This is a genomic window from Metabacillus indicus LMG 22858, from assembly GCF_000708755.2.
GTDB lineage: Bacteria > Bacillota > Bacilli > Bacillales > Bacillaceae > Bacillus_P > Bacillus_P indicus.
Map to the genome: position 1 here is coordinate 383,233 of NZ_JGVU02000002.1, position 22,217 is coordinate 405,449.

Genomic DNA, 22,217 nt, shown 5'->3' on the forward strand with positions numbered 1-22,217 from the left:
AGAAAGGCAGCCAGTGCCTTTCTTTTTTTGTGCTCTCATCATCGTAATGTAACTGCCGTTAATGGAAACGGAAAAGCGCGTTTTGAAAGCCGGAAAACAGCATTCTCTTCATAAATAGGAAATAACGAACAGAAAATAACGAATCTTATTTGTGAGCATTTCTCTATAAATGTTATACAGCTAGTGAGAAAGTGCTATCTCTTTTTCGACAAATTTATCAATTTTCTATTTATTTATTTTAAAATACATGGTATATTATTTTCGATTAGAGAAAGGGTATAACATCAGATGTCTGATCTCTTAATTGGAACGATTGGACGGAGGCTAAGTATGACTATTAAAACAGATAACCGTCATTTATATTTGCAGGTCATAGATCGCATTAAAGAAGATATTGAAAATGGAACATACGTAGAAAAAGAAAAGCTTCCTTCTGAATTTGAGCTTTCCAAAAAGCTTGGAGTAAGCCGCGCGACCCTCAGAGAAGCGCTCCGCATACTCGAAGAAGAAAACGTCATTATCCGCCGCCATGGTGTAGGGACCTTCATAAACTCCAAACCTCTCTTTACTTCAGGCATAGAACAATTAAACAGTGTGACTCAAATGATTGAACAGGCCAATATGCAGCCTGGCACCATTTTTCTTTCATCACAAGTCAACAGTCCGTCAGAGGACGATGTTAAGCGGTTTAAATGCCGTGCAAGCGATGACATTTTTCTTCTCGAGCGGGTTAGAACGGCAAATGGAAAACCGGTCGTTTATTGCCTGGATAAAATTCCGAGGCATATCCTTCCGGCGTCTTTTGTACATGAACAGGAATCATTGTTTGAACTGCTTGATGAAGAAGCAGGACGCTACATTTCTTATGCGGTCACACACATTGAACCGATCGGTTACCACGAAAAGATTTCCCCAATCCTTGAATGTGATCCTGAAACCGCACTGCTTTGCCTGAAACAAATGCATTTCGATGAAAACGATCAGCCCGTGCTGTATTCACTTAATTATTTCCGCGCAGACCAATTCAGCTTTCATGTTGTAAGAAAGCGCTTGTAAAAACGTTTGCAGCTATAAGGAGGTGGTTCCAAGGTCGAAGGTGTTTCAAAGTTCTTATAGCAAATGATTTTAAATGAATAATAGGGGGAAGAAAACGTGAAAAAACGCTTTGGTTTAACAATGTCACTTGTCCTTGCTGCCGGTACTCTTCTAAGTGCATGCGGATCATCTGGAGAAAAAGACAATGCAGGTGAAGACAAAAAAGAAGGCTTCTCGGTTGCGATGGTAACGGATACAGGCGGTGTTGATGATAAGTCATTCAACCAGTCGGCATGGGAAGGCATTCAGTCATACGGCGAGGACAACGGGCTTAAAAAGGGACAAGGCGGCTTTGACTATGCACAGTCTCAGAGTGACGCAGATTATGAAACGAACTTAAATAAGCTTGTCAGACAAAAATTTGATCTTGTTTATGGAATCGGATATTTGATGACTGACGCGGTTACAAAAATTGCGGATCAGCAAAAAGACGCTAAATTTGCAATCGTTGACAGTGTAGTGGACAAGCCGAACGTGGCAAGCATCACATTCAAAGAACATGAAGGCTCATACCTTGTAGGTGTAGCTGCCGGACTTTCAACAAAATCAAACAAAGTCGGATTTGTCGGCGGTATGGAAGGCTCACTGATCAAGAAGTTTGAAGTTGGTTTTGTTGAAGGCGTAAAAGCAGCTAATCCTGATGCAGAAGTAATTGTACAGTATGCAGGTACATTCAGCGATGCGGCAAAAGGACAGCAGGTTGCTGAAATTATGTACGGCCAGGGCGCTGACGTAATCTACCATGCAGCGGGCGGAGCAGGAAACGGCGTCTTCACTGCAGCTGTTGACTTGAAAACGAAAAGCCCTGATAAAGATGTATGGGTAATCGGTGTTGACCGCGACCAGCATGAGCTTGGAGAAGGCGACGGCTTCAACGTAACACTTACATCAATGGTTAAAGGCGTAGATGTTGCTGTTAAAGACCTTGCTGAAAAAGCTAAAGGCGGAGACTTCCCAGGCGGAGAAATCATTGAATACGGCCTGAAAGAAAATGGCGTAGGAATTGCTCCGACACAGGACAACCTTTCTGAAGATGTCATTGCTAAAGTAGATGAGTACAAGCAAAAAATCATCGACGGTGAAATTACTGTACCATTCGAATAAACTGTAACCAATAACTCTGATAAAAAGGCTAGGCATATTCTAGCCTTTTTATTAGCCTGTAAAGTCGCCTGACTAAAAGTCTATAAGCTGAATGAGAGATTTATAGATTTTTAGTTGGTGATTTTCTAAAGCAATAAAAGGAGTCAATGAATAGAGAGAAAACATAAATTCCTGACATCAATCATCACAATCATCAATGAGCTTCATGGGAAAAGGAGTGATCATGTTGGAATATGTCATTGAAATGCTCGGAATCCGCAAAGAATTTCCGGGAATCGTTGCGAACGATAACATTAATCTTCAAGTGAAAAAGGGCGAAATCCATGCGCTGCTCGGCGAAAACGGCGCTGGTAAATCTACACTGATGAACGTACTGTTCGGTTTGTATCAGCCTGAAAAAGGCGAAATTCGCGTAAAAGGCAAACCAGTCAGCATTACTAACCCAAATATCGCGAATGATCTGGGAATAGGTATGGTACACCAACATTTTATGCTTGTCAATAATTTTTCTGTTACAGAAAATATTATTCTTGGAAATGAGCCGACTCAATCTGGAAAAATAAATTTAAAAGATGCTGAGAAGCAAGTGAAAGACATTTCTGAGAAATACGGGCTCGCTGTTAACCCTTCTGCTAAAATCAGCGATATCTCTGTCGGCATGCAGCAGCGTGTCGAAATTCTGAAAACGCTTTACAGGGGTGCGGAAATCCTTATTTTTGATGAACCGACGGCTGTTTTGACGCCTCAGGAAATCAAAGAACTGATCAGCATTATGAAAACGCTGATAAAAGAAGGCAAATCCATCATTCTGATTACACACAAGCTGAAAGAGATTATGGAAGTGTGTGACCGCGTGACTGTCATAAGAAAAGGCGAAGGAATCGGCACTGTCAATGTAAGTGAGACAAATCCGAACGAGCTTGCATCTCTAATGGTCGGACGCGAAGTTCTTTTTACGACTGAAAAGACGGAACCGAAACCTGCCGCTGAAGTTCTGAAAATAGAAAATCTGACAGTGAAAGACAGCCGGAATGTCACGGTTATAGATTCTCTTAATCTGTCTGTAAGAGCAGGGGAAATTGTCGGCATTGCTGGAGTCGACGGAAACGGCCAGTCTGAATTAATCGAATCCATCACCGGGCTTATGAGTTCTGAATCAGGCTCCATTCTGCTGAACGGAAAAGAAATCCGAAATCAGCGGCCGAGAAAAATTACAGAAGCCGGGGTTGGTCATATTCCGCAGGACAGGCACAAACACGGGCTGGTTCTTGATTTCCCTGTCGGTGAGAACATGGTGCTGCAAACGTATTATCAAAAGCCTTTCTCTAAAAGAGGTGTTCTGAATTTCAAGGCCATTTACGAAAAAGCTGAGAAGCTGATTAAGGAATTTGATGTACGTACACCCGGAAGTTCAACACTTGCACGTTCACTTTCTGGCGGTAATCAGCAAAAGGCGATTATTGGACGCGAAATTGACAGAGATCCGGATCTTCTGATCGCTGCACAGCCGACTCGGGGACTTGATGTCGGAGCCATTGAATTTATCCACAGACGCTTGATCGAGCAGCGGGATAAAGGAAAAGCGGTCCTCCTCATTTCATTTGAGCTTGAAGAAATCATGAACGTCAGTGACAAGATTGCCGTTATTTATGAAGGGAAAATCGTTGCGATTGTGAATCCGAAAGAGACAACTGAACAGGAACTTGGATTGCTCATGGCAGGAAGCAGTCGCAGGGAAGCAGGTGCTACAACATGAATTTAACACGCTATTTCAACATCATTGTACCCGCCATTGCGGTTTTGCTTGGTTTAATTTGCGGTGCAGTCATTATGCTTATTACCGGATATGATCCGGTTGCAGGGTACGCAGCTTTATGGAACGGTATTTTCGGCGAAACGTATTACATCGGCGAAACAATCCGCCAGTTGACCCCTTATATTCTGGCAGGTCTTGCCGTTGCTTTTGCTTTCCGTACAGGTCTTTTCAATATCGGAGTAGAAGGACAGCTGATTGTAGGCTGGTTTGCAGCTGTATGGGTCGGGGTGGCATTTGAGCTGCCGAAGATCATCCACCTGCCGCTTGCAATACTCGCTGCGGCTCTTGCAGGGGCGCTTTGGGGATTCATTCCGGGTCTGTTAAAAGCCCGGTTCAAAGTGCATGAGGTTATTGTAACGATTATGATGAACTACATTGCGCTTTATTTAACGAATCATTTGATTCAGTATGTTCTATCAGATAAAGGGGATAAGTCGGAGACCATCTTCGCGTCTGCTTCACTCAGCTCGCCTTTATTCCAGGAACTAACGGATTACTCAAGAATGCATTACGGGATATTCCTTGCATTAATTGGTGCTCTTGTTATGTGGTTCCTGCTTGAGAAAACGACGAAGGGCTATGAGCTTAGATCTGTGGGCTTTAACCAGGATGCTGCACAGTATGCAGGAATGAACGTCAGCCGAAACATTATTCTTTCCATGGTTATTTCCGGTGCATTTGCAGGGATAGCCGGAGCGATGGAAGGACTTGGAACGTTCCAGTATGTATCTGTGAAAAATGGATTTACAGGAGTAGGGTTTGACGGAATCGCTGTTGCGCTTCTTGGAGGAAATACAGCGATCGGCATCATTTTCGCTGCTGCGCTATTCGGGGGACTGAAAGTCGGTGCGCTGAATATGCCGTCTGAAGCAGGAGTTCCATATGAACTTGTTGAGATCGTCATCGCTCTGATCATCCTGTTTGTTGCATCAAGCTACTTTATCCGCTGGATATTGCTGCGTTTCAAAAAGGAGGGGAAATAAGTGAGCATACTTCACATGTTAGAACTCATCATCCCAACGGCTTTATTTGTTGCCGCTCCGCTTATTTTCACTGCACTTGGAGGCATGTTCAGTGAACGTTCAGGCGTTGTTAACATTGGTCTTGAAGGATTAATGGTCATCGGCGCATTTGTCGCCATCGTATTCAATTTGACATTTGCCGATCAGTTCGGGGATGCAACACCGTGGCTTTCTATTCTTGCAGCGCTTGCAGCGGGTGCTTTGCTGTCTGTGCTTCATGCAGTAGCATCCATCACATTCCGGGCAGACCAGGTAGTAAGCGGAGTTGCCATTAACTTCCTTGCTATCGGACTATCTCTTTTCTTAGTCAAGCTTTTTTACGATAAAGGCCAGACAGACCGGATTACGGAAAGCTTCAGTAAAATCGACATCCCTGTTTTAAGTGATATCCCGGTTATCGGACCTCTATTCTTCTCAAACGGCTATATAACAACGTATATTGCCATCCTGACGGCTTTTGCTGTTTGGTTTGTTATGTACAAAACGCCGTTTGGACTGCGGCTGCGTGCTGTCGGGGAGCATCCGATGGCGGCAGACACAATGGGAATTAACGTGACGAAAATGCGCTATATCGGAGTTATTCTGAGCGGTGCGTTCGCAGGTGTAGGCGGAGCCGTTTATGCAACGATTATTGCCCGCGACTTCAGTCACGCAACAATCAGCGGCCAGGGCTTTATGGCTCTTGCTGCCCTGATCTTCGGAAAGTGGCATCCGCTTGGCGCCATGGGAGCGGCCATCTTCTTCGGACTGGCACAGGGTTTGAGCGTTATCGGCGGACAGCTGCCTCTTCTTGAGGACATTCCGACCATGTATCTCCTGATTACACCTTATGTGCTCACTATTCTTGCGCTCACAGGATTTATCGGACGCGCAGATGCACCGAAGGCACTCGGAACACCTTATGAAAAGGGTAAAAGGTAAGAACAAAAGCGGTCCCGCCATATGGCGGGGCCGTTTTTGCATGAATGCATATCGTGGACAGCGGCAAACTAATGGTATATGGCGGGTTATCATTTCCTTAATTATCCTAAAGTTGATATAATTACTAGAATGGTTCCATACGCTAATGTAGAAAACAGGTAAAAATAAAAGAGAATCTGCTTGTTAGGAGGGTCATAATGAGTTATTTAAAAGAAGAAATTGAAACAATCAACGGCTTGACGCTTCATACCGTTCAAACGGATAAATTTAAGACAAATTCACTTGTATTCAAAATGCTTGCACCGCTCAATGAAGAAGACGTGACATTCCGAGCGCTCCTGCCTTACGTACTTCAAAGGGGGACAAAAACGTTTCCGACAAGCACAGAACTCAGAAAGCACCTGGATGAACTTTACGGTGCAACACTTTTTGTGGACCTGTCGAAAAAAGGCGACCATCATATTATTTCCATCCGCATCGAGGTTGCCAACGAACGCTTTTTGTCAGATCAGACTCCGCTTCTTGAAAAAGCGATGAAGCTTCTGTCTGAGATTGTTCTTTCTCCTGTTGTAAAAAATTCCTCTTTTCCTGATGAGATCATTAATCAGGAAAAACGGACGCTTAAGCAGAGAATCCAAGCGGTTTATGACGATAAAATGAGATATTCCAATCTGAGGCTTGTGCAGGAAATGTGCAAAGATGAGCCATACCGCCTGCATGTGAACGGAGAGATTGACCATCTTGACCGCATTACATCTGAGAGCCTTTATGAGTACTATAAAAAAGCATTAAAAGAAGACAAAATGGACCTCTACGTAACAGGTGACGTCTCGAAGGAAGAGGTAAGCAAATATACAAAGCAGTTTTTTGTGTTTGGTGAAAACGCACACAAATCAGCTGAGAAATCCATCACCGAAAAAAGACAGTCTGAGCCAAATGAAGTAATTGAAAAGCAGGACGTGAAGCAGGGCAAGCTGAATATCGGCTACCGCACCCATTGTACTTACGGGGATAAAGAGTATTATGCGCTTCAAGTTTTCAACGGAATTTTTGGAGGGTTTTCCCATTCAAAGCTGTTTATCAATGTCCGCGAAAAAGAAAGTCTCGCTTATTATGCCGCTTCAAGAGTTGAAAGCCACAAAGGACTTCTGATGGTCATGTCCGGCATTGAATTTGCAAACTTTGAACGGGCTGTAACCATTATAAAAGAACAAATGGAAGCGATGAAAAACGGTGATTTTGAAGAAAAGGAAATTGATCAGACGAAAGCGGTTATTAAAAATCAGCTTCTTGAAACCATTGATACGTCATACGGAGCTGTAGAAGTGCTGTATCACAACGTCATTTCGAACATTGACGAGCCTTTTGACAAGTACCTGGATGGAATTGAGCATGTAACAAAAGAAGAAATTGTTGCAGCTGCAGGGAAAATTGAACTGGATACGGTGTACTTCTTAACGGGAAAGGAGGAGGCTTAAATGGCAAAATCCATAAAGTTTGATCAGCTGCAGGAAGAGCTGTTCTATGAAAAGATGGAGAATGGCCTGAACGTGTATGTTCTCCCTAAAAAAGGATTCAATAAAACCTATGCGACGTTCACTACGAAATACGGTTCGATTGACAATGAATTTGTGCCCCTTGATCAAAAAAACATGATTTCTGTTCCGGACGGAATTGCTCATTTTCTTGAGCATAAGCTTTTTGAAAAAGAAGATGGAGATGTGTTTCAGGATTTCAGCAAGCAGGGAGCCTCTTCAAATGCTTTTACATCGTTTACAAGGACAGCTTATTTATTTTCAAGTACTTCGAATGTCGAGAAAAACCTTGAAACTCTTGTAGATTTTGTTCAGGATCCCTACTTCACGGAAAAATCTGTCGAGAAGGAAAAAGGCATTATCGGCCAGGAAATCAACATGTATGACGATAATCCCGACTGGCGTCTTTATTTCGGGCTCATTCAGAACATGTTCCACAAGCATCCGGTTGGCATTGACATTGCCGGGACAGTGGAGTCCATTTCCAAAATAACGAAAGACCTTCTGTATGAGTGCTATCACACGTTTTATCATCCAAGCAATATGCTGTTGTTTGTCACAGGTCCTGTTGATCCGGAGAGCATTCTGACTCAGATCCGGGATAATCAGAACAAAAAAGAATTTAAGCCTCAGGCTGAGATTAAACGGGCAGAAGTAAAAGAGCCGGATACTGTCGCCAAAGCTTCGGAAAAGCTGAAAATGAATGTGCAGTCTTCAAAATGCCTTGTCGGACTGAAAGCAAAGCAGGCTGACCGTTCAGGGCAAGAGCTGATGAAGCACGAGCTGTCAATGAACCTCATTTTGGATATGGTGTTTGGAAAAAGCTCTGAGAAGTATACGGAACTGTATGAAAATGGACTGATTGATGATACATTCAGCTATGATTATACAGAAGAAAGCGGGTTTGGTTTTGCCATGATCGGCGGCGATACAGACCGTCCGGATGAGCTTGCAGACGAAATTAAGCAGACGCTGCTCAAGGCTAAAAGCGAAGGTATACCCGCAGAGCGCCTTGAAAATGCCAAAAAGAAAAAAATCGGTTCTTTTCTTAGAGCGATTAACTCACCGGAGTACATCGCAAACCAGTTTACGCGCTATTCATTCAACGAAATGAATCTGTTTGATGTTGTGCCTGTTCTTGAGCAATTGACAAACGATGATATTCATTCTACGCTGAATGAAGTGGTTGAAGAAGAACTGTTTTCAGTCTGCCAGGTTGTACCGAAATAAACATCCTTTTTGAGGGTGTTTTTTTCTCGTCAAGATCATAGGAAAGAGGAGAAAGATGAAAAAAACGGCATTCATTACGGGAGCAAGCGGAGGAATCGGTCTCGCAACTGCACGAAAGCTTGCTTCTGAAGGATATGATTTAATCCTGCATTATCACCGGAACAAAGAACCGCTTGAGAGGCTTAAACAGGAACTTCCTGTACAATGCAGGATTGTACAGGCCGATCTCTCAATCCCCTCAGGTCCGGACACGCTTATGGAGCAGGGAATCGCTGCTGACCTTCTTATATTGAACAGCGGAAAGAGCAAGTTTGGTCTTATGACTGATTTAAATGATGATGAAATTGGAGAACTCGTTCAGCTTCATATCACAAGCCCCTATAAAATTGCACAGAAGGCAATTCCTTCTATGGTGCGGAAAAAGAGCGGAAATATAGTAGTGATCACGTCAATTTGGGGAGAGGTCGGCGCCTCATGCGAAGTGCTCTACAGTATGGTGAAGGGCGGGCAAAACTCGTTTGTAAAAGCCCTGGCAAAAGAGCTTGCACCTTCAGGAATCAGAGTGAATGCGGTATCTCCCGGTGCAGTTAAAACAAAGATGCTCGATGGATTTACAAAAGAAGAGCTGGATGATTTAAAAGAAGAAATACCGCTTGGACGGCTTGGGCGTCCGGAAGAAATTGCGGATGCTGTATCTTTCGCTGCGTCAGAACGGGCAAGCTACATAACCGGTCAGATTCTTTCGGTTAATGGGGGCTGGCACGTGTAAATTTTTCATTCCGTTTCCGCATAAATTCATGAAGCAAAGACAAACTAACACTGTATTCCATTTAATTAGGAGGGGTTAGAATGTCTGTTTTAGATAACTGGGATCAGTGGAAAAACTTCCTCGGTGACCGTCTGCACCACGCTGAGGGCGACGGAATGAAACAAGAAGCTGTAGGCGACCTTGCTTATGAAATCGGCGATTACCTCGCAAAACAGGTAGACCCGAAAAATGATCAGGAAAAAGTTCTTGCAGATCTTTGGAGCGTTGCTTCTAAAGACGAGCAGCATGCCATTGCGAACATGATGGTAAAACTTGTCCAAAATAACGGCACAAGATAAGAGGGGGCGCAGGTCCTCTCTTTTTTTTTGCATATAATTCTGATGCTTGTAGGTCTCTGTACCCTTTTTTTATTGTCAAGGAATTATTCTTTCCTCTTTTGGCAAAATGCTTTATGATATGGATATAGGTGAGACAGACCTTGTTTTGAAGGGGGTCCATAATTGGATATGCAGGAATGGTATTTAGAATATGAAATTCAGAAAAACCGTCCCGGTCTCCTCGGTGACATATCATCGCTTCTCGGGATGCTTTCCATTAATATCGTGACGATAAACGGCGTGGATGACAGCCGGAGGGGACTGCTGCTTAAATGCACAAATAACGAGCAGATCCAGCGGCTTGAATCCATTTTAAATACGATGGACCATATTAGAGTGACTAAATTAAGAAAACCTAAACTGAGGGATACACTTGCTGTCCGTCACGGAAGATACATACAAAGAGATGCGGATGACAAAAAGACGTTCAGGTTTGTCAGAGATGAACTTGGGCTCCTTGTTGATTTCCTTGCAGAGCTGTACAAGCAGGAAGGGCATAAGCTGATTGGAATCAGGGGCATGCCGAGAGTAGGGAAAACCGAATCCATTGTGGCATCAAGCGTGTGTGCGAATAAGAGATGGCTTTTTGTGTCGTCTACATTGCTCAAGCAAACGATCCGCAGCCAGCTGATTGCGGATGAATACAGTGTGGATAATGTGTTTATCATCGACGGGATTGTATCGACCCGCAGAGGTTCGGAGAAGCATTTGCAGCTTGTCAGGGAAATTATGCGGCTTTCAGCAACAAAAGTAGTGGAACACCCTGATATGTTTGTGCAAAATACAGAGTATACACTAGATGATTTTGACTATATAATTGAACTTCGGAATGACCCGGATGAAAAGATTACATATGAGGAAGCAACAGGGCCTCAAATGTTCGATGAATCGAGTTTTTCCGGGTTTGATTTTTAGAAGATATGGAAGGTGTTATGGTTGAGTGAATTAGGAAATCGACTGAAACAGGCGAGAGAAGAGCGGAAACTAAGTCTTGACGATCTCCAGGCAATAACAAAAATTCAGAAGCGCTATCTGCTCGGCATAGAAGAGGGAAACTACGGCATGATGCCGGGAAACTTTTATGTGCGTGCCTTTATTAAGCAGTATGCAGAAGCAGTCGGTCTTGATCCGGAGAAACTTTTTGATGAATACAAAAATGAAATTCCAATTGTTCACACAGAGGAGACGATTGAGCTCTCCCGCGTGAAAACACATAAAGAGCTGCCGAAATCAGCATCAAAAGTTCTTGAATTCCTGCCGCGCATTCTTATTATAGCGGTCGTCATTCTTGCAGCGGTCATCATCTGGATTACTGTTCAAAACAAGCCGGACTCATCAGGACAGGCAGATCAGCCAAAGCAGACATCAAGCGGCGAAAATGAATACGATGCCATTGAAAGCCCTGAAGAGCCCGAGCCGAAAGAAACAGATGCAGGCAGCGCCCCTGCTGAGGAAGATAAGCCTGCTGAAGAAAAACCCGCCGAACCGGCTTCAGAAGTCGTATTTAAGGAAACAGCCGGCCGGAAAGCTGTTTACGAGTTAACAAAAGCCGAGCAGTTCAAGCTTGATGTAACCTCATCCGGGACAACCTGGATTGAGATTCGCAACGCATCCGGCAAAAAGTTTTTCAGCGGCATGCTGAATAAAGGCAAGACCGAGTCCCATGACTTTACAAATGAAACGGAAGCGTTCATTGTCATCGGAAATGCATCCGCTGCACAGATCAAAGTAAACGGCAAACCCGTTGAATACAAGATTGATCCGAAAAAAACTGTGAGACAAGATATGCAAATCGTATATACTAAGGAATAAAGTCATCTTTAAGATGGCTTTCTTTCATTCTTTTTTGTCTTGCTGTACATACATTAACATTTTGGAGGAAAACACATGAACTTGCCAAATAAGATAACCATTTCAAGAATTCTTTTAATCCCGGTATTTATGGTGATTATGCTTGCGCCTTTTGACTGGGGAACATTGTACGCTGGAGAGACTTCAATCCCTGTCACTCATTTAGCGGGGGCGATCCTGTTTATTATTGCTTCAACAACAGACTGGATTGACGGCTACTATGCCCGGAAGCTTAACATGGTCACAAACCTCGGCAAATTCCTTGATCCGCTCGCTGATAAGCTTCTTGTATCAGCCGCACTGATTATTTTAGTGGAACTTGGCCTTGCGCCTTCATGGATTGTCATTATAATCATCAGCCGTGAATTTGCCGTGACCGGTCTTCGTCTTGTGCTTGCAGGAGAAGGGGAAGTCGTTGCTGCGAATATGCTCGGTAAAATAAAAACATGGGCACAGATTATTGCCATCTCTGCTTTGCTGCTGCACAATATCCCGTTTTCCTATCTGTCTTTTCCTTTTGCAGATCTTGCATTATGGGTTGCATTATTTTTCACTGTTTATTCCGGTTGGGACTATTTCGCCAAAAACAAGGCTGCCCTTCTTTCTTCAAAGTAAAACACGCAGAGGAGAATGCACATGGCTACAAAAACAGAGATCATTGCGGTTGGATCTGAATTGCTGCTCGGGCAAATCGTCAATTCAAATGCCCAGTTCATCTCTCAGCAGCTTGCAGAGAACGGGATTAACGTCTATTACCATACAGTTGTGGGAGATAATCCGGTCAGGCTTAAGCAGGCAGTGAAAACAGCACAGGAACGTTCAAACATCATTGTGTTTACTGGCGGTCTCGGTCCGACGAAGGACGACCTCACAAAAGAAACCATCGCAAGCATGCTCGGGCGAAAACTCACAACAGACGAGGAAGCGCTGCGCAGCATCGAAGATTATTTTGTGAAAGTAAACCGCCACATGTCAGAAAACAATAAAAAGCAGGCCCTTGTCATTGAGGGCTCTGATATTCTTAAAAATGAACATGGCATGGCGCCGGGGATGGCCATTCAGGAAAATGGCATCATCTATATGCTTCTTCCCGGGCCTCCAAGTGAAATGAAGCCGATGTTTCTTAAATTCGGACTTCCTTTTTTCAGAAAAGCACTTGGCAGAAACGACAAGATCATCTCAAGAGTTCTCCGTTATTTTGGAATAGGGGAATCCCAGCTTGAAACGGATATTCAGGATCTGATTGACGGACAATACAACCCTACCATTGCTCCTCTTGCGGGTGACGGGGAAGTGACCTTACGACTGACAGCAAGGCACCAGTTTGAAGCTGAAGCTGTCAAACTGATTAACGATGCTGAAAAGGCGATAAATGAAAGAGTCGGCGCGTTTTTCTACGGATATGATCAGACGACACTTGCAGAAGAGCTGTTAAGGCACCTGAGGCAGCGGGGAATGACCATTTCTGCAGCTGAAAGCCTGACAGGAGGGCTGTTCTCAGATCAGCTTACAGCCGTTAAAGGCACGTCGGACGTTTTTAAAGGAACGATTGTGTGCTATACAAATGAAGTGAAGGAAGCCATGCTCGGAGTATCGAAAGAAACGCTTGATGTTCATGGAGCCGTCAGCGAACAATGTGCACAAGAGATGGCAGAGCAGATCAGAAAGCTGACAGGGAGCGATATCGGAATAAGCTTCACAGGCATAGCAGGCGAAGAGCCTGTTGAAGGAAAGAAACCCGGCACTGTTTATATAGGTCTTGCCGTAAAGGGCAGGCAGACAGTAACGCATCAGCTCCTGCTTGCAGGAAGCAGGAACGGCATACGCAAGCGAACAGTTAAATACGGCTGCCATCTTGCGGTAAAAGCTTTAACAGAAAATACAGCGGAATAAGCTGTATTTTTCTTTTTGTCCATTTTCTAATTCGCATCGAGTGCATGGGAGGCTGCGCAAATCCCCTTCAGAAATGTAAAATAGAATTTTAGGTGATTAAAAGAATTCAAATTTCTCATTTCAATAAGGAGAAAAATGAATTTTTCCATCCATTTCAATGTGCAAAAAAACGAATAAATGTTCGCTTTTTGCTTGTCAAACAGATAAAATAAAGGTATATTATTAATAGGTTAATAACTAAAGGAGGAAACTCAGTGAGCGATCGTCAGGCTGCCTTAGATATGGCACTTAAACAAATAGAAAAACAATTTGGTAAAGGTTCAATTATGAAACTCGGTGAACAGACCGACCGTAAAATCTCTACATCCCCAAGCGGTTCGCTTGCGCTGGATGCGGCTCTTGGAGTCGGCGGCTATCCGCGCGGAAGAATTGTTGAAATTTACGGACCTGAAAGTTCAGGTAAAACAACTGTTGCCCTTCATGCAATCGCTGAAGTACAGGCTGCAGGTGGACAGGCTGCATTTATTGATGCTGAGCATGCCCTTGATCCTGTATATGCCCAGAAGCTTGGCGTCAACATTGATGAGCTTCTTCTTTCCCAGCCGGATACAGGCGAGCAGGCCCTTGAAATTGCCGAAGCTCTTGTCCGAAGCGGAGCTGTAGACATTCTGGTTGTCGATTCAGTGGCTGCCCTTGTTCCTAAAGCAGAAATAGAAGGAGAAATGGGAGATGCACACGTAGGTCTGCAGGCGCGTCTTATGTCGCAGGCGCTCCGCAAACTCTCCGGCGCGATCAGCAAGTCGAAGACTATTGCCATTTTCATCAACCAGATCCGTGAAAAAGTCGGTGTCATGTTCGGAAACCCTGAAACGACGCCAGGCGGACGCGCTCTTAAATTCTACTCTTCTGTCCGTCTTGAAGTGCGCCGTGCAGAAACACTAAAACAGGGAAATGAAATGGTCGGAAACAAAACGAAAGTAAAAGTCGTCAAGAACAAGGTTGCTCCTCCATTCCGTGTTGCAGAAGTTGACATCATGTACGGAGAAGGCATTTCCAAAGAGGGAGAGATCATCGACCTTGGAACGGAAAGCGATATTGTTCAAAAGAGCGGCTCATGGTATTCATATAATGATGAGCGCCTGGGACAGGGAAGAGAAAACGCAAAGATCTTCCTTAAGGAAAACCCGGCCATTCGCCTTGAGCTTCAGGAGAAAATCCGCAGCCACTACGGATTAGACGGTGACGCTGCTGTACCTGAAGAACAAGATGAACTGAATTTGCTCGAAGACTAAAAAAAGAGGCGTCCGCGCCTCTTTTTTGTATATTTTTGAATAAATGTTGGCAGAATGGTTGAAGTAAATGGGCGGAACTCCTGACTTTTCCTGTTTAAGAAATGTCAGGCAATGCCTGAAAATTCATAATTGCACTGAAAACCCCTGAATGACAGGCTTGACAAGAAAAATTCACACATTTACAATTGAGAAGTAATACTATTTTGTTAGAACTTTTTGCGAGGCACTATGAAAGCAGATGTTGACCTGCAGAACGGATTGCTGCAAGGTCTCCATGAAACCCTTAAGCTTTGTGCTGTATATTGAAGAATGTATGCAATGTACATGCCGACACTTAAATCTAGCAAGAAACAAGTTCATAGCAAGAGGAGGTGAAATGATGGATCCCATTACAATGATCATCTCCATTTTGCTTGGCCTAATCGTCGGTGCAGTTGTTGGCTATTTTGTTCGTAAATCCATTGCAGAAGCGAAGATTGCAGGTGCTAAAGGCACAGCTGAGCAGATTCTTGAAGATGCAAGGCGTGATGCAGAAGCAACGAAAAAAGAAGCGCTTCTTGAAGCAAAGGATGATATTCACAAGCTTCGCACAGAAGCCGAGCAGGAAATTCGTGAGCGACGAAATGAGCTGCAAAAACAAGAAAATCGCCTGTTACAAAAAGAAGAGAATCTTGACCGCAAGGATGAATCTTTAGACAAGCGCGAAAACATGCTTGAGAAAAAGGAAGATTCTCTGAATGAAAGACAACAGCATATTGAAGAGATGGAAAGCAAAGTGGACGAGATGGTGCGGAAACAGCAAGCTGAGCTTGAGCGCATTTCCAGCTTAACCCGTGAAGAGGCTAAGCAGATCATTCTTGAAAAGGTTGAAAATGAGCTTTCTCATGATATCGCCGTAACCGTTAAAGAAAGCGAAAATCGTGCGAAAGAAGAAGCGGATAAACGAGCGAAAGAAATCCTTTCCCTTGCTATCCAGCGTTGTGCAGCCGATCATGTGGCTGAAACAACGGTATCCGTCGTTAACCTGCCAAATGATGAAATGAAGGGACGCATCATTGGCCGTGAAGGACGAAATATTCGAACACTTGAAACCCTGACAGGTATCGACCTGATTATTGATGATACTCCGGAAGCCGTTATTCTTTCCGGATTTGACCCAATTCGCAGGGAAACAGCAAGAATCGCATTGGACAAACTTGTGCAGGATGGACGCATTCATCCGGCACGAATTGAAGAAATGGTTGAAAAATCCCGCCGCGAAGTGGATGAGTACATCCGCGAAGTAGGTGAACAGACAACCTTTGAAGTTGGCGTTCACGGACTTCACCCTGACTTGATCAAGATTATGGGCCGTCTGAAGTTCAGAACGAGCTACGGTCAGAATGTCCTGAAGCACTCAATGGAAGTTGCCTACCTTTCCGGCCTTATGGCTGCAGAGCTTGGCGAAGATGTAACATTGGCAAAACGTGCAGGCTTGCTGCATGACATCGGTAAAGCAATTGACCATGAGGTTGAAGGAAGCCATGTTGAAATCGGTGTGGAACTTGCTACTAAGTACAAGGAACATCCGGTTGTCATCAACAGTATTGCTTCTCACCATGGCGATCAGGAACCGACTTCCGTTATTGCGGTTCTGGTTGCGGCAGCAGATGCTTTATCTGCGGCTCGTCCGGGCGCAAGAAGCGAAACGCTTGAAAATTATATCCGCCGACTTGAAAAACTTGAAGAGATTTCTGAATCGTACGAAGGTGTTGAAAAATCCTTCGCCATTCAGGCAGGCCGTGAAGTTCGCATCATGGTTAAGCCGGATACGATCGATGATCTTCAGGCTCACCGTCTGGCACGTGATATCCGCAAGCGTATTGAAGAAGAGCTGGATTACCCAGGTCACATTAAAGTAACAGTCATTCGTGAAACAAGGGCTGTTGAATATGCAAAATAAAGCGATGCCTCCCGCATCGCTTTATTTTTTGCCCGCAACTGAAAGACAGGGGCCTATTTTCAGCAGATCTAAGCCAAACTAAAGAAAAAGACATATTTGCAGAGAGAAGGTTTTACAGCATGAAACTATTATTTGTCGGAGATGTCGTCGGCTCACCGGGCCGGGACATGATTAAAGAATACTTGCCAAAGCTTAAAAAGAAGTTCAGACCATCCTTGACGATCGTAAATGGAGAGAACGCTGCTCATGGAAAAGGGCTCACGCAGAAAATCTATCATGAGCTGATTCAGGCGGGAGCACAAGTCATTACGATGGGGAATCACACGTGGGATAAACGGGAGATTTTTGAATTCATCGAGGAGGTTCCTCATTTGATCCGTCCTGCCAATTTTCCTGAAGGGACACCAGGAGAAGGCATTACCTATATTAAAGCGGACGGCAAAGAAGTGGCTGTGATTAATCTTCAAGGCCGGACCTTTCTTGCTCCGATTGACTGTCCGTTTAAAAAAGCAGATGAGCTGATTGAGGAAGCGCGAAAACGCACACCTATTATCTTTGTGGATTTCCATGCGGAAGCTACAAGTGAAAAGCAGGCAATGGGCTGGTATCTGGACGGAAAGGCATCAGCTGTTGTCGGAACCCATACACATGTTCAGACGGCAGATGAACGGATTCTTGATCACGGGACTGCTTTTATTACAGATGTCGGCATGACAGGACCGTATGACGGCATACTCGGAGTTGAGCGGGAAGCTGTCATCAAACGCTTTTTAACAAGTCTGCCGGTCCGGTTTGAAGTAACAGAAGGAAAGGCGCAGCTGAGTGCAGTTGTGGTCGATATCAATGATAAAACAGGTAACGCATCAAAGATTGAACGGATTTTAATAAATAATGATCACATGTTTTTTGAATAGATCATTTATTTTGAAATTTTAGAAAAAATAAATGAACAAGCAGGAATACTCGTTCCCTCTAGTGAATATAGTATCAATGGAATGACTGTATAAGAGGTTCAGAAGGCTCATAAAGGGGATGAGCCCTCCGAACAGATCCGGTAATACACGATCCAATGTACATTCACGATCTATTGAAAACAAGGGGGATTCTAGAAATGGAAATATTAAAAGTTTCAGCAAAGTCCAATCCTAACTCCGTAGCGGGGGCTCTTGCAGGCGTTCTGCGGGAAAGAGGAGCAGCCGAGATACAGGCCATTGGCGCAGGCGCCCTTAATCAGGCCGTAAAAGCTGTCGCCATTGCCAGGGGATTTGTTGCTCCAAGCGGCGTAGACCTGATCTGCATACCCGCCTTTACGGATATTCTCATTGATGGTGAAGAGCGTACGGCGATAAAATTAATTATTGAGCCTCGTTAAATAGAGAAGAGTACAGCCTGTTTGCGGGATACGCAAGCAGGCTTGTTTTTTCATAAATAAGGCATTGCCGGAGAAGAGTTGATTTCTTGTGCGTATCTTTGATGCTCATTGTGATCTGCTGTACCAGCTTTGGAAAGATCCTGAGAAGAGCGAATGGAACGATTTGAATCTTCACGTAACCATTGAAAAGCTCTTCAGATTTGGAGCGAGGATTCAGTGCTTCGCTATTTTTGTGCCAGTAGAGGCAGTTAATAAAAAAGAATGCGCGATTGCACAGGCTGCCATTTTTCACGAGCGCATTCTTGAACGCTATGAAAAAATCAGGCTGATCAAAACGAAGCAGGATGCAGCCTGTCTGAAAGAAGATGAAATCGGGGCCATCCTGACGCTTGAAGGATTGGAGCCGATCGGCCATGATCTTCAAATGCTGTCTGTTTTTTATCATTTGGGTGTAAGGGCAGCCGGGCTGACCTGGAATTTTGCCAACCTGCTTGCAGACGGTGCGCTCGAAACAAGGAATGCGGGACTTACCTTTTTTGGCAGGCATGCTGTTTCAAAACTGAATGCGTATAACATGTGGACGGACGTTTCCCATTTGTCCGAGAGAAGTTTCTGGGATGTCATTGAACTGGCAGACTATCCGGTGGCAAGCCATTCCAATTCCTACGCTCTCTGTCCGCACCCGAGGAATTTAAAAGAAGATCAGCTGAAGGCGGTCGCTGATAAAAAGGGAATCATCGGGATTACCTTTGTTCCGCAGTTTACGGCGTCCCATGCACAAGCCGGCATGAAGCACATCTTGAATCATCTTGATTATATTCTTGGTATTGTCGGGGAAGATGCGGTAGGATTCGGTTCGGATTTTGACGGCATTGACGAAACCGTAGAGGGACTTGAAGGGTATGAGCAATATCCTTATCTCGTAAACACGCTTCTCAGGCACTATTCGGAAAGACAGGCGGAAAAATTTCTATGCCTCAATTTTATCAATGCCATTCCATTCTGACACAATAGATGAAAGATTTGAAAAAATCAAATAAATTCAGGGCGAAAACAGGTTTATTTGCCTGAAACGCTTGTTTTTTTCTCTTTATCGTTCTACAATTGTAACGTTTAGTACATAATCTGACGCAGTGTATCAGCTCTAATTAGAGCAAAAAATATATGAGTGTTTCTTAAGAAGGGGTGTAAGGCACATGATCAGTCAACTTTCATGGAAAGTTGGAGGACAGCAGGGCGAAGGTATTGAAAGTACAGGTGAAGTCTTTTCAATTGCTTTAAATAGAATGGGATATTATTTGTATGGGTACCGCCATTTTTCATCCCGAATTAAGGGCGGCCACACGAACAATAAAATTCGCGTAAGCACAACCCAAGTCCGAGCTATATCCGATGACCTTGATATATTAGTAGCTTTTGATCAGGAAACGATTGATGTGAACGTGTATGAGCTTCGCAAAGGCGGGCTTGTGATTGCAGATTCAAAATTTAATCCGTCTATTCCGGATGACTGCAGCGCTGTACTTTATTCTGTTCCTTTTACAGAGATCGCAACAGAGCTTGGAACGTCTCTGATGAAAAACATGGTAGCCATCGGAGCAACAAGTGCAGTTCTTGACCTTGGAACAGAACAGTTTCAGAATGTGGTTCAGGAGATCTACGGAAGAAAAGGCCAGCAGATTGTCGAGAAGAACCTTGAGGCCATTTCAAAAGGCTCAAGCTACATGAAACAGGAGCTCCAGTTTGACCGCGATGATCTGTTCCTTGAAAAAGCAGACGGAAACAAGCGCATGTTCATGATTGGAAATGATGCCATCGCACTTGGTGCTGTAGCAGGCGGAGCCCGGTTTATGGCTGCCTATCCGATTACTCCGGCTTCTGAAATTATGGAGTATTTAATTAAAAAGCTGCCTGATTTTGGCGGTACGGTCATTCAGACTGAGGATGAAATTGCCGCATGTACAATGGCAATCGGCGCAAACTACGCCGGAACGCGGACACTGACTGCTTCAGCAGGGCCCGGCCTTTCATTAATGATGGAGGCAATCGGATTATCCGGAATCACGGAACAGCCGCTTGTCATCGTGGATACGCAGCGCGGAGGCCCAAGTACAGGTCTTCCGACTAAACAGGAACAGTCAGATCTGATGGCCATGATTTACGGAACACACGGGGAGATCCCTAAGATCGTGATGGCGCCAAGTACGGTTCAGGAAGCTTTCTACGATACCATTGAGGCGTTCAACCTTGCAGAGGAATACCAGTGTCCGGTCATCCTTCTCACTGACCTTCAGCTCTCCCTTGGCAAACAGACAGTTGAACCATTAGACTATGATAAAATTCAAATCCGACGCGGCAAGCTCGTTCAGGAAGAACTTCCGGAAATCGAAAACAAAGGCTATTTCAAACGCTTTGAAGTGACAGATGACGGCGTTTCTCCGCGTGTTCTGCCAGGTATGAAGAACGGCATTCACCATGTGACAGGTGTTGAGCATGACGAGACAGGAAAGCCTTCAGAAGTGGCAACAAACCGTAAAGCCCAGATGGACAAACGTCTAAGAAAGCTTTCAGCCATGAGGTTTGATACGCCTGTTCATCAGAATCTGATTCACCCTGAACCGGATGTTTTATTTGTCGGCTTTAACTCAACAAGAGGAACGATTGAAGAGGCAATGGTCCGCCTTGAAAAGGACGGCGTGAAAGCAAATCACGCACATGTCCGCCTTCTTCATCCATTCCCGGCAGATGAAATGCTTCCGCTTGTAAAGGCAGCAAAAAAAGTCGTAGTAGTCGAAAACAACGCGACTGGCCAGCTTGCCAGCCTGATCAAAATGAATGTCGGCCATGCAGAGAAAATTTCCTCGATTTTAAAATACGATGGAAATCCGCTCTTGCCGCATGAAGTTCATTCAAAATGCAAGGAGTTGTTCTAAATGGCGACATTTAAAGAATTTCGGAATAATGTAAAACCAAACTGGTGTCCGGGATGCGGAGACTTCTCCGTGCAGGCTGCCATTCAGCGCGCCGCCGCAAATGCAGGCCTTGAGCCGGATCAGCTTGCCGTTGTATCAGGCATCGGATGTTCCGGACGTATTTCAGGATATATCAATGCCTATGGGTTCCACGGCATTCACGGCCGTTCCCTCCCGATCGCCCAGGGCGTTAAAATGGCGAACAAAGATTTGACGGTTATCGCCTCCGGCGGTGACGGCGACGGGTTTGCCATCGGCATGGGACATACCATTCATGCCATCAGAAGAAACATTGATGTCACATATATCGTTATGGACAATCAGATTTACGGCCTGACAAAAGGCCAGACATCTCCGCGAAGCGATGTCGGATTCAAAACGAAGAGTACGCCTAAAGGGTCCATTGAATCTTCTCTTTCTGTTATGGAAATGGCTCTTACAGCAGGCGCAACGTTTGTGGCCCAGAGCTTTTCAACGGACTTAAAAGACTTGACAGCCATTATTGAAGCGGGAATTAAACATAAAGGCTTCTCACTGATCAATGTGTTTAGCCCTTGCGTAACGTACAACAAAATCAATACGTATGACTGGTTCAAGGAAAATCTCACAAAGCTTGCAGATATCGAAGGGTATGATCCTTCTAACCGGATGCAGGCCATGCAGACGCTGATGGAGAAAAACGGACTGGTAACAGGACTGATTTATCAGAATGCCAATCAGCCATCCTATCAGGAGCTCGTTCACAATTACAGCGAAGAACCGCTGTCTCATGCAGACCTTAAAATCAGCGAAGAGAAGTTTAACGAACTTCTTTCAGAATTTATGTAAGTCAGAAAACGTCTATCTCCGGATAGGCGTTTTTCTGTTGAAAAATAAATGATTCTGGTCAGATTTATCGCGCTTATGAAACTTTTTCAGAGATTTTTTCCGGGTGTGTTCAAGTGTCTTTTTGGAGAGGACACCTATCTTTACACTGCTGTTCAAGGATGATAAACTTCAACTATGATAACGTATTAAGCAGTTTTT

Annotated in this window: 20 protein-coding genes; all 20 read left to right on the forward strand. The window is 44.4% G+C overall.

The features are described from left to right. The first annotated feature begins 330 nt into the window (after positions 1–330). The 20 genes from AZ46_RS05120 (at position 331) to AZ46_RS05215 (ending at position 22,019) form a co-directional block, all read left to right on the forward strand. On the forward strand, positions 331–1,056 hold the full coding sequence (locus tag AZ46_RS05120) for a GntR family transcriptional regulator (protein WP_029281218.1): 726 nt from the start codon (positions 331–333) through the stop codon (positions 1,054–1,056). Positions 1,057–1,152: 96 nt separating this feature from the next. Then, positions 1,153–2,199 (forward strand): BMP family lipoprotein, encoded by a 1,047-nt coding sequence (locus AZ46_RS05125; protein WP_051827088.1) that lies wholly within the window; start codon positions 1,153–1,155, stop codon positions 2,197–2,199. A 226-nt stretch (positions 2,200–2,425) separates the two neighbouring features. Next, positions 2,426–3,955, forward strand: a complete 1,530-nt coding sequence (locus AZ46_RS05130) for an ABC transporter ATP-binding protein (protein WP_029281215.1) — start codon at positions 2,426–2,428, stop codon at positions 3,953–3,955. Continuing rightward, complete coding sequence (locus tag AZ46_RS05135; RefSeq protein WP_029281213.1) at positions 3,952–4,998, forward strand: ABC transporter permease; 1,047 nt, start codon at positions 3,952–3,954, stop codon at positions 4,996–4,998. The genes AZ46_RS05130 and AZ46_RS05135 overlap by 4 nt, the downstream gene beginning before the upstream one ends. Before the next feature lie 15 nt (positions 4,999–5,013). Continuing rightward, on the forward strand, positions 5,014–5,958 hold the full coding sequence (locus AZ46_RS05140) for an ABC transporter permease (protein WP_406817977.1): 945 nt from the start codon (positions 5,014–5,016) through the stop codon (positions 5,956–5,958). Positions 5,959–6,155: 197 nt separating this feature from the next. Further along, positions 6,156–7,436, forward strand: coding sequence for an EF-P 5-aminopentanol modification-associated protein YfmF (gene yfmF, locus AZ46_RS05145; protein WP_029281209.1), 1,281 nt, complete (start codon positions 6,156–6,158; stop codon positions 7,434–7,436). After that, on the forward strand, positions 7,437–8,723 hold the full coding sequence (gene yfmH, locus AZ46_RS05150; protein ID WP_029281207.1) for an EF-P 5-aminopentanol modification-associated protein YfmH: 1,287 nt from the start codon (positions 7,437–7,439) through the stop codon (positions 8,721–8,723). 55 nt (positions 8,724–8,778) lie between these two features. After that, positions 8,779–9,492, forward strand: a complete 714-nt coding sequence (gene ymfI / locus AZ46_RS05155; RefSeq protein WP_029281205.1) for an elongation factor P 5-aminopentanone reductase — start codon at positions 8,779–8,781, stop codon at positions 9,490–9,492. A gap of 80 nt (positions 9,493–9,572) precedes the next feature. Continuing rightward, entirely contained in the window at positions 9,573–9,830 is a 258-nt protein-coding gene (locus AZ46_RS05160; protein ID WP_029281204.1) for a DUF3243 domain-containing protein, read from the forward strand. Positions 9,831–9,998: 168 nt separating this feature from the next. Beyond that, the gene (locus AZ46_RS05165) at positions 9,999–10,784 is read left to right on the forward strand and encodes a YmfK family protein (RefSeq protein ID WP_029281202.1); all 786 of its coding nucleotides are present in this window, start codon (positions 9,999–10,001) and stop codon (positions 10,782–10,784) included. Positions 10,785–10,805: 21 nt separating this feature from the next. Continuing rightward, complete coding sequence (locus AZ46_RS05170) at positions 10,806–11,681, forward strand: helix-turn-helix domain-containing protein (protein ID WP_029281200.1); 876 nt, start codon at positions 10,806–10,808, stop codon at positions 11,679–11,681. Between the two features lie 75 nt (positions 11,682–11,756). Continuing rightward, complete coding sequence (pgsA, locus tag AZ46_RS05175; protein WP_029281198.1) at positions 11,757–12,335, forward strand: CDP-diacylglycerol--glycerol-3-phosphate 3-phosphatidyltransferase; 579 nt, start codon at positions 11,757–11,759, stop codon at positions 12,333–12,335. A gap of 15 nt (positions 12,336–12,350) precedes the next feature. Beyond that, on the forward strand, positions 12,351–13,613 hold the full coding sequence (locus tag AZ46_RS05180) for a competence/damage-inducible protein A (RefSeq protein ID WP_029281196.1): 1,263 nt from the start codon (positions 12,351–12,353) through the stop codon (positions 13,611–13,613). 254 nt (positions 13,614–13,867) lie between these two features. After that, the gene (gene recA, locus AZ46_RS05185; RefSeq protein ID WP_029281194.1) at positions 13,868–14,905 is read left to right on the forward strand and encodes a recombinase RecA; all 1,038 of its coding nucleotides are present in this window, start codon (positions 13,868–13,870) and stop codon (positions 14,903–14,905) included. Between the two features lie 379 nt (positions 14,906–15,284). Beyond that, positions 15,285–16,847 (forward strand): ribonuclease Y, encoded by a 1,563-nt coding sequence (rny, locus tag AZ46_RS05190; protein ID WP_029281192.1) that lies wholly within the window; start codon positions 15,285–15,287, stop codon positions 16,845–16,847. A gap of 119 nt (positions 16,848–16,966) precedes the next feature. Continuing rightward, positions 16,967–17,761: a TIGR00282 family metallophosphoesterase gene (locus AZ46_RS05195; RefSeq protein WP_029281190.1), complete on the forward strand. Its 795-nt coding sequence runs from the start codon at positions 16,967–16,969 to the stop codon at positions 17,759–17,761. Between the two features lie 197 nt (positions 17,762–17,958). Next, positions 17,959–18,219, forward strand: a complete 261-nt coding sequence (gene spoVS, locus AZ46_RS05200; RefSeq protein WP_029281188.1) for a stage V sporulation protein SpoVS — start codon at positions 17,959–17,961, stop codon at positions 18,217–18,219. A gap of 88 nt (positions 18,220–18,307) precedes the next feature. After that, a complete protein-coding gene (locus tag AZ46_RS05205) occupies positions 18,308–19,225 on the forward strand; it encodes a dipeptidase (RefSeq protein WP_029281186.1) in 918 nt (305 codons plus the stop codon). Positions 19,226–19,415: 190 nt separating this feature from the next. Beyond that, on the forward strand, positions 19,416–21,152 hold the full coding sequence (locus AZ46_RS05210) for a 2-oxoacid:acceptor oxidoreductase subunit alpha (protein ID WP_035319118.1): 1,737 nt from the start codon (positions 19,416–19,418) through the stop codon (positions 21,150–21,152). Next, the gene (locus tag AZ46_RS05215; RefSeq protein WP_029281184.1) at positions 21,153–22,019 is read left to right on the forward strand and encodes a 2-oxoacid:ferredoxin oxidoreductase subunit beta; all 867 of its coding nucleotides are present in this window, start codon (positions 21,153–21,155) and stop codon (positions 22,017–22,019) included. Positions 22,020–22,217 lie beyond the last annotated feature (198 nt).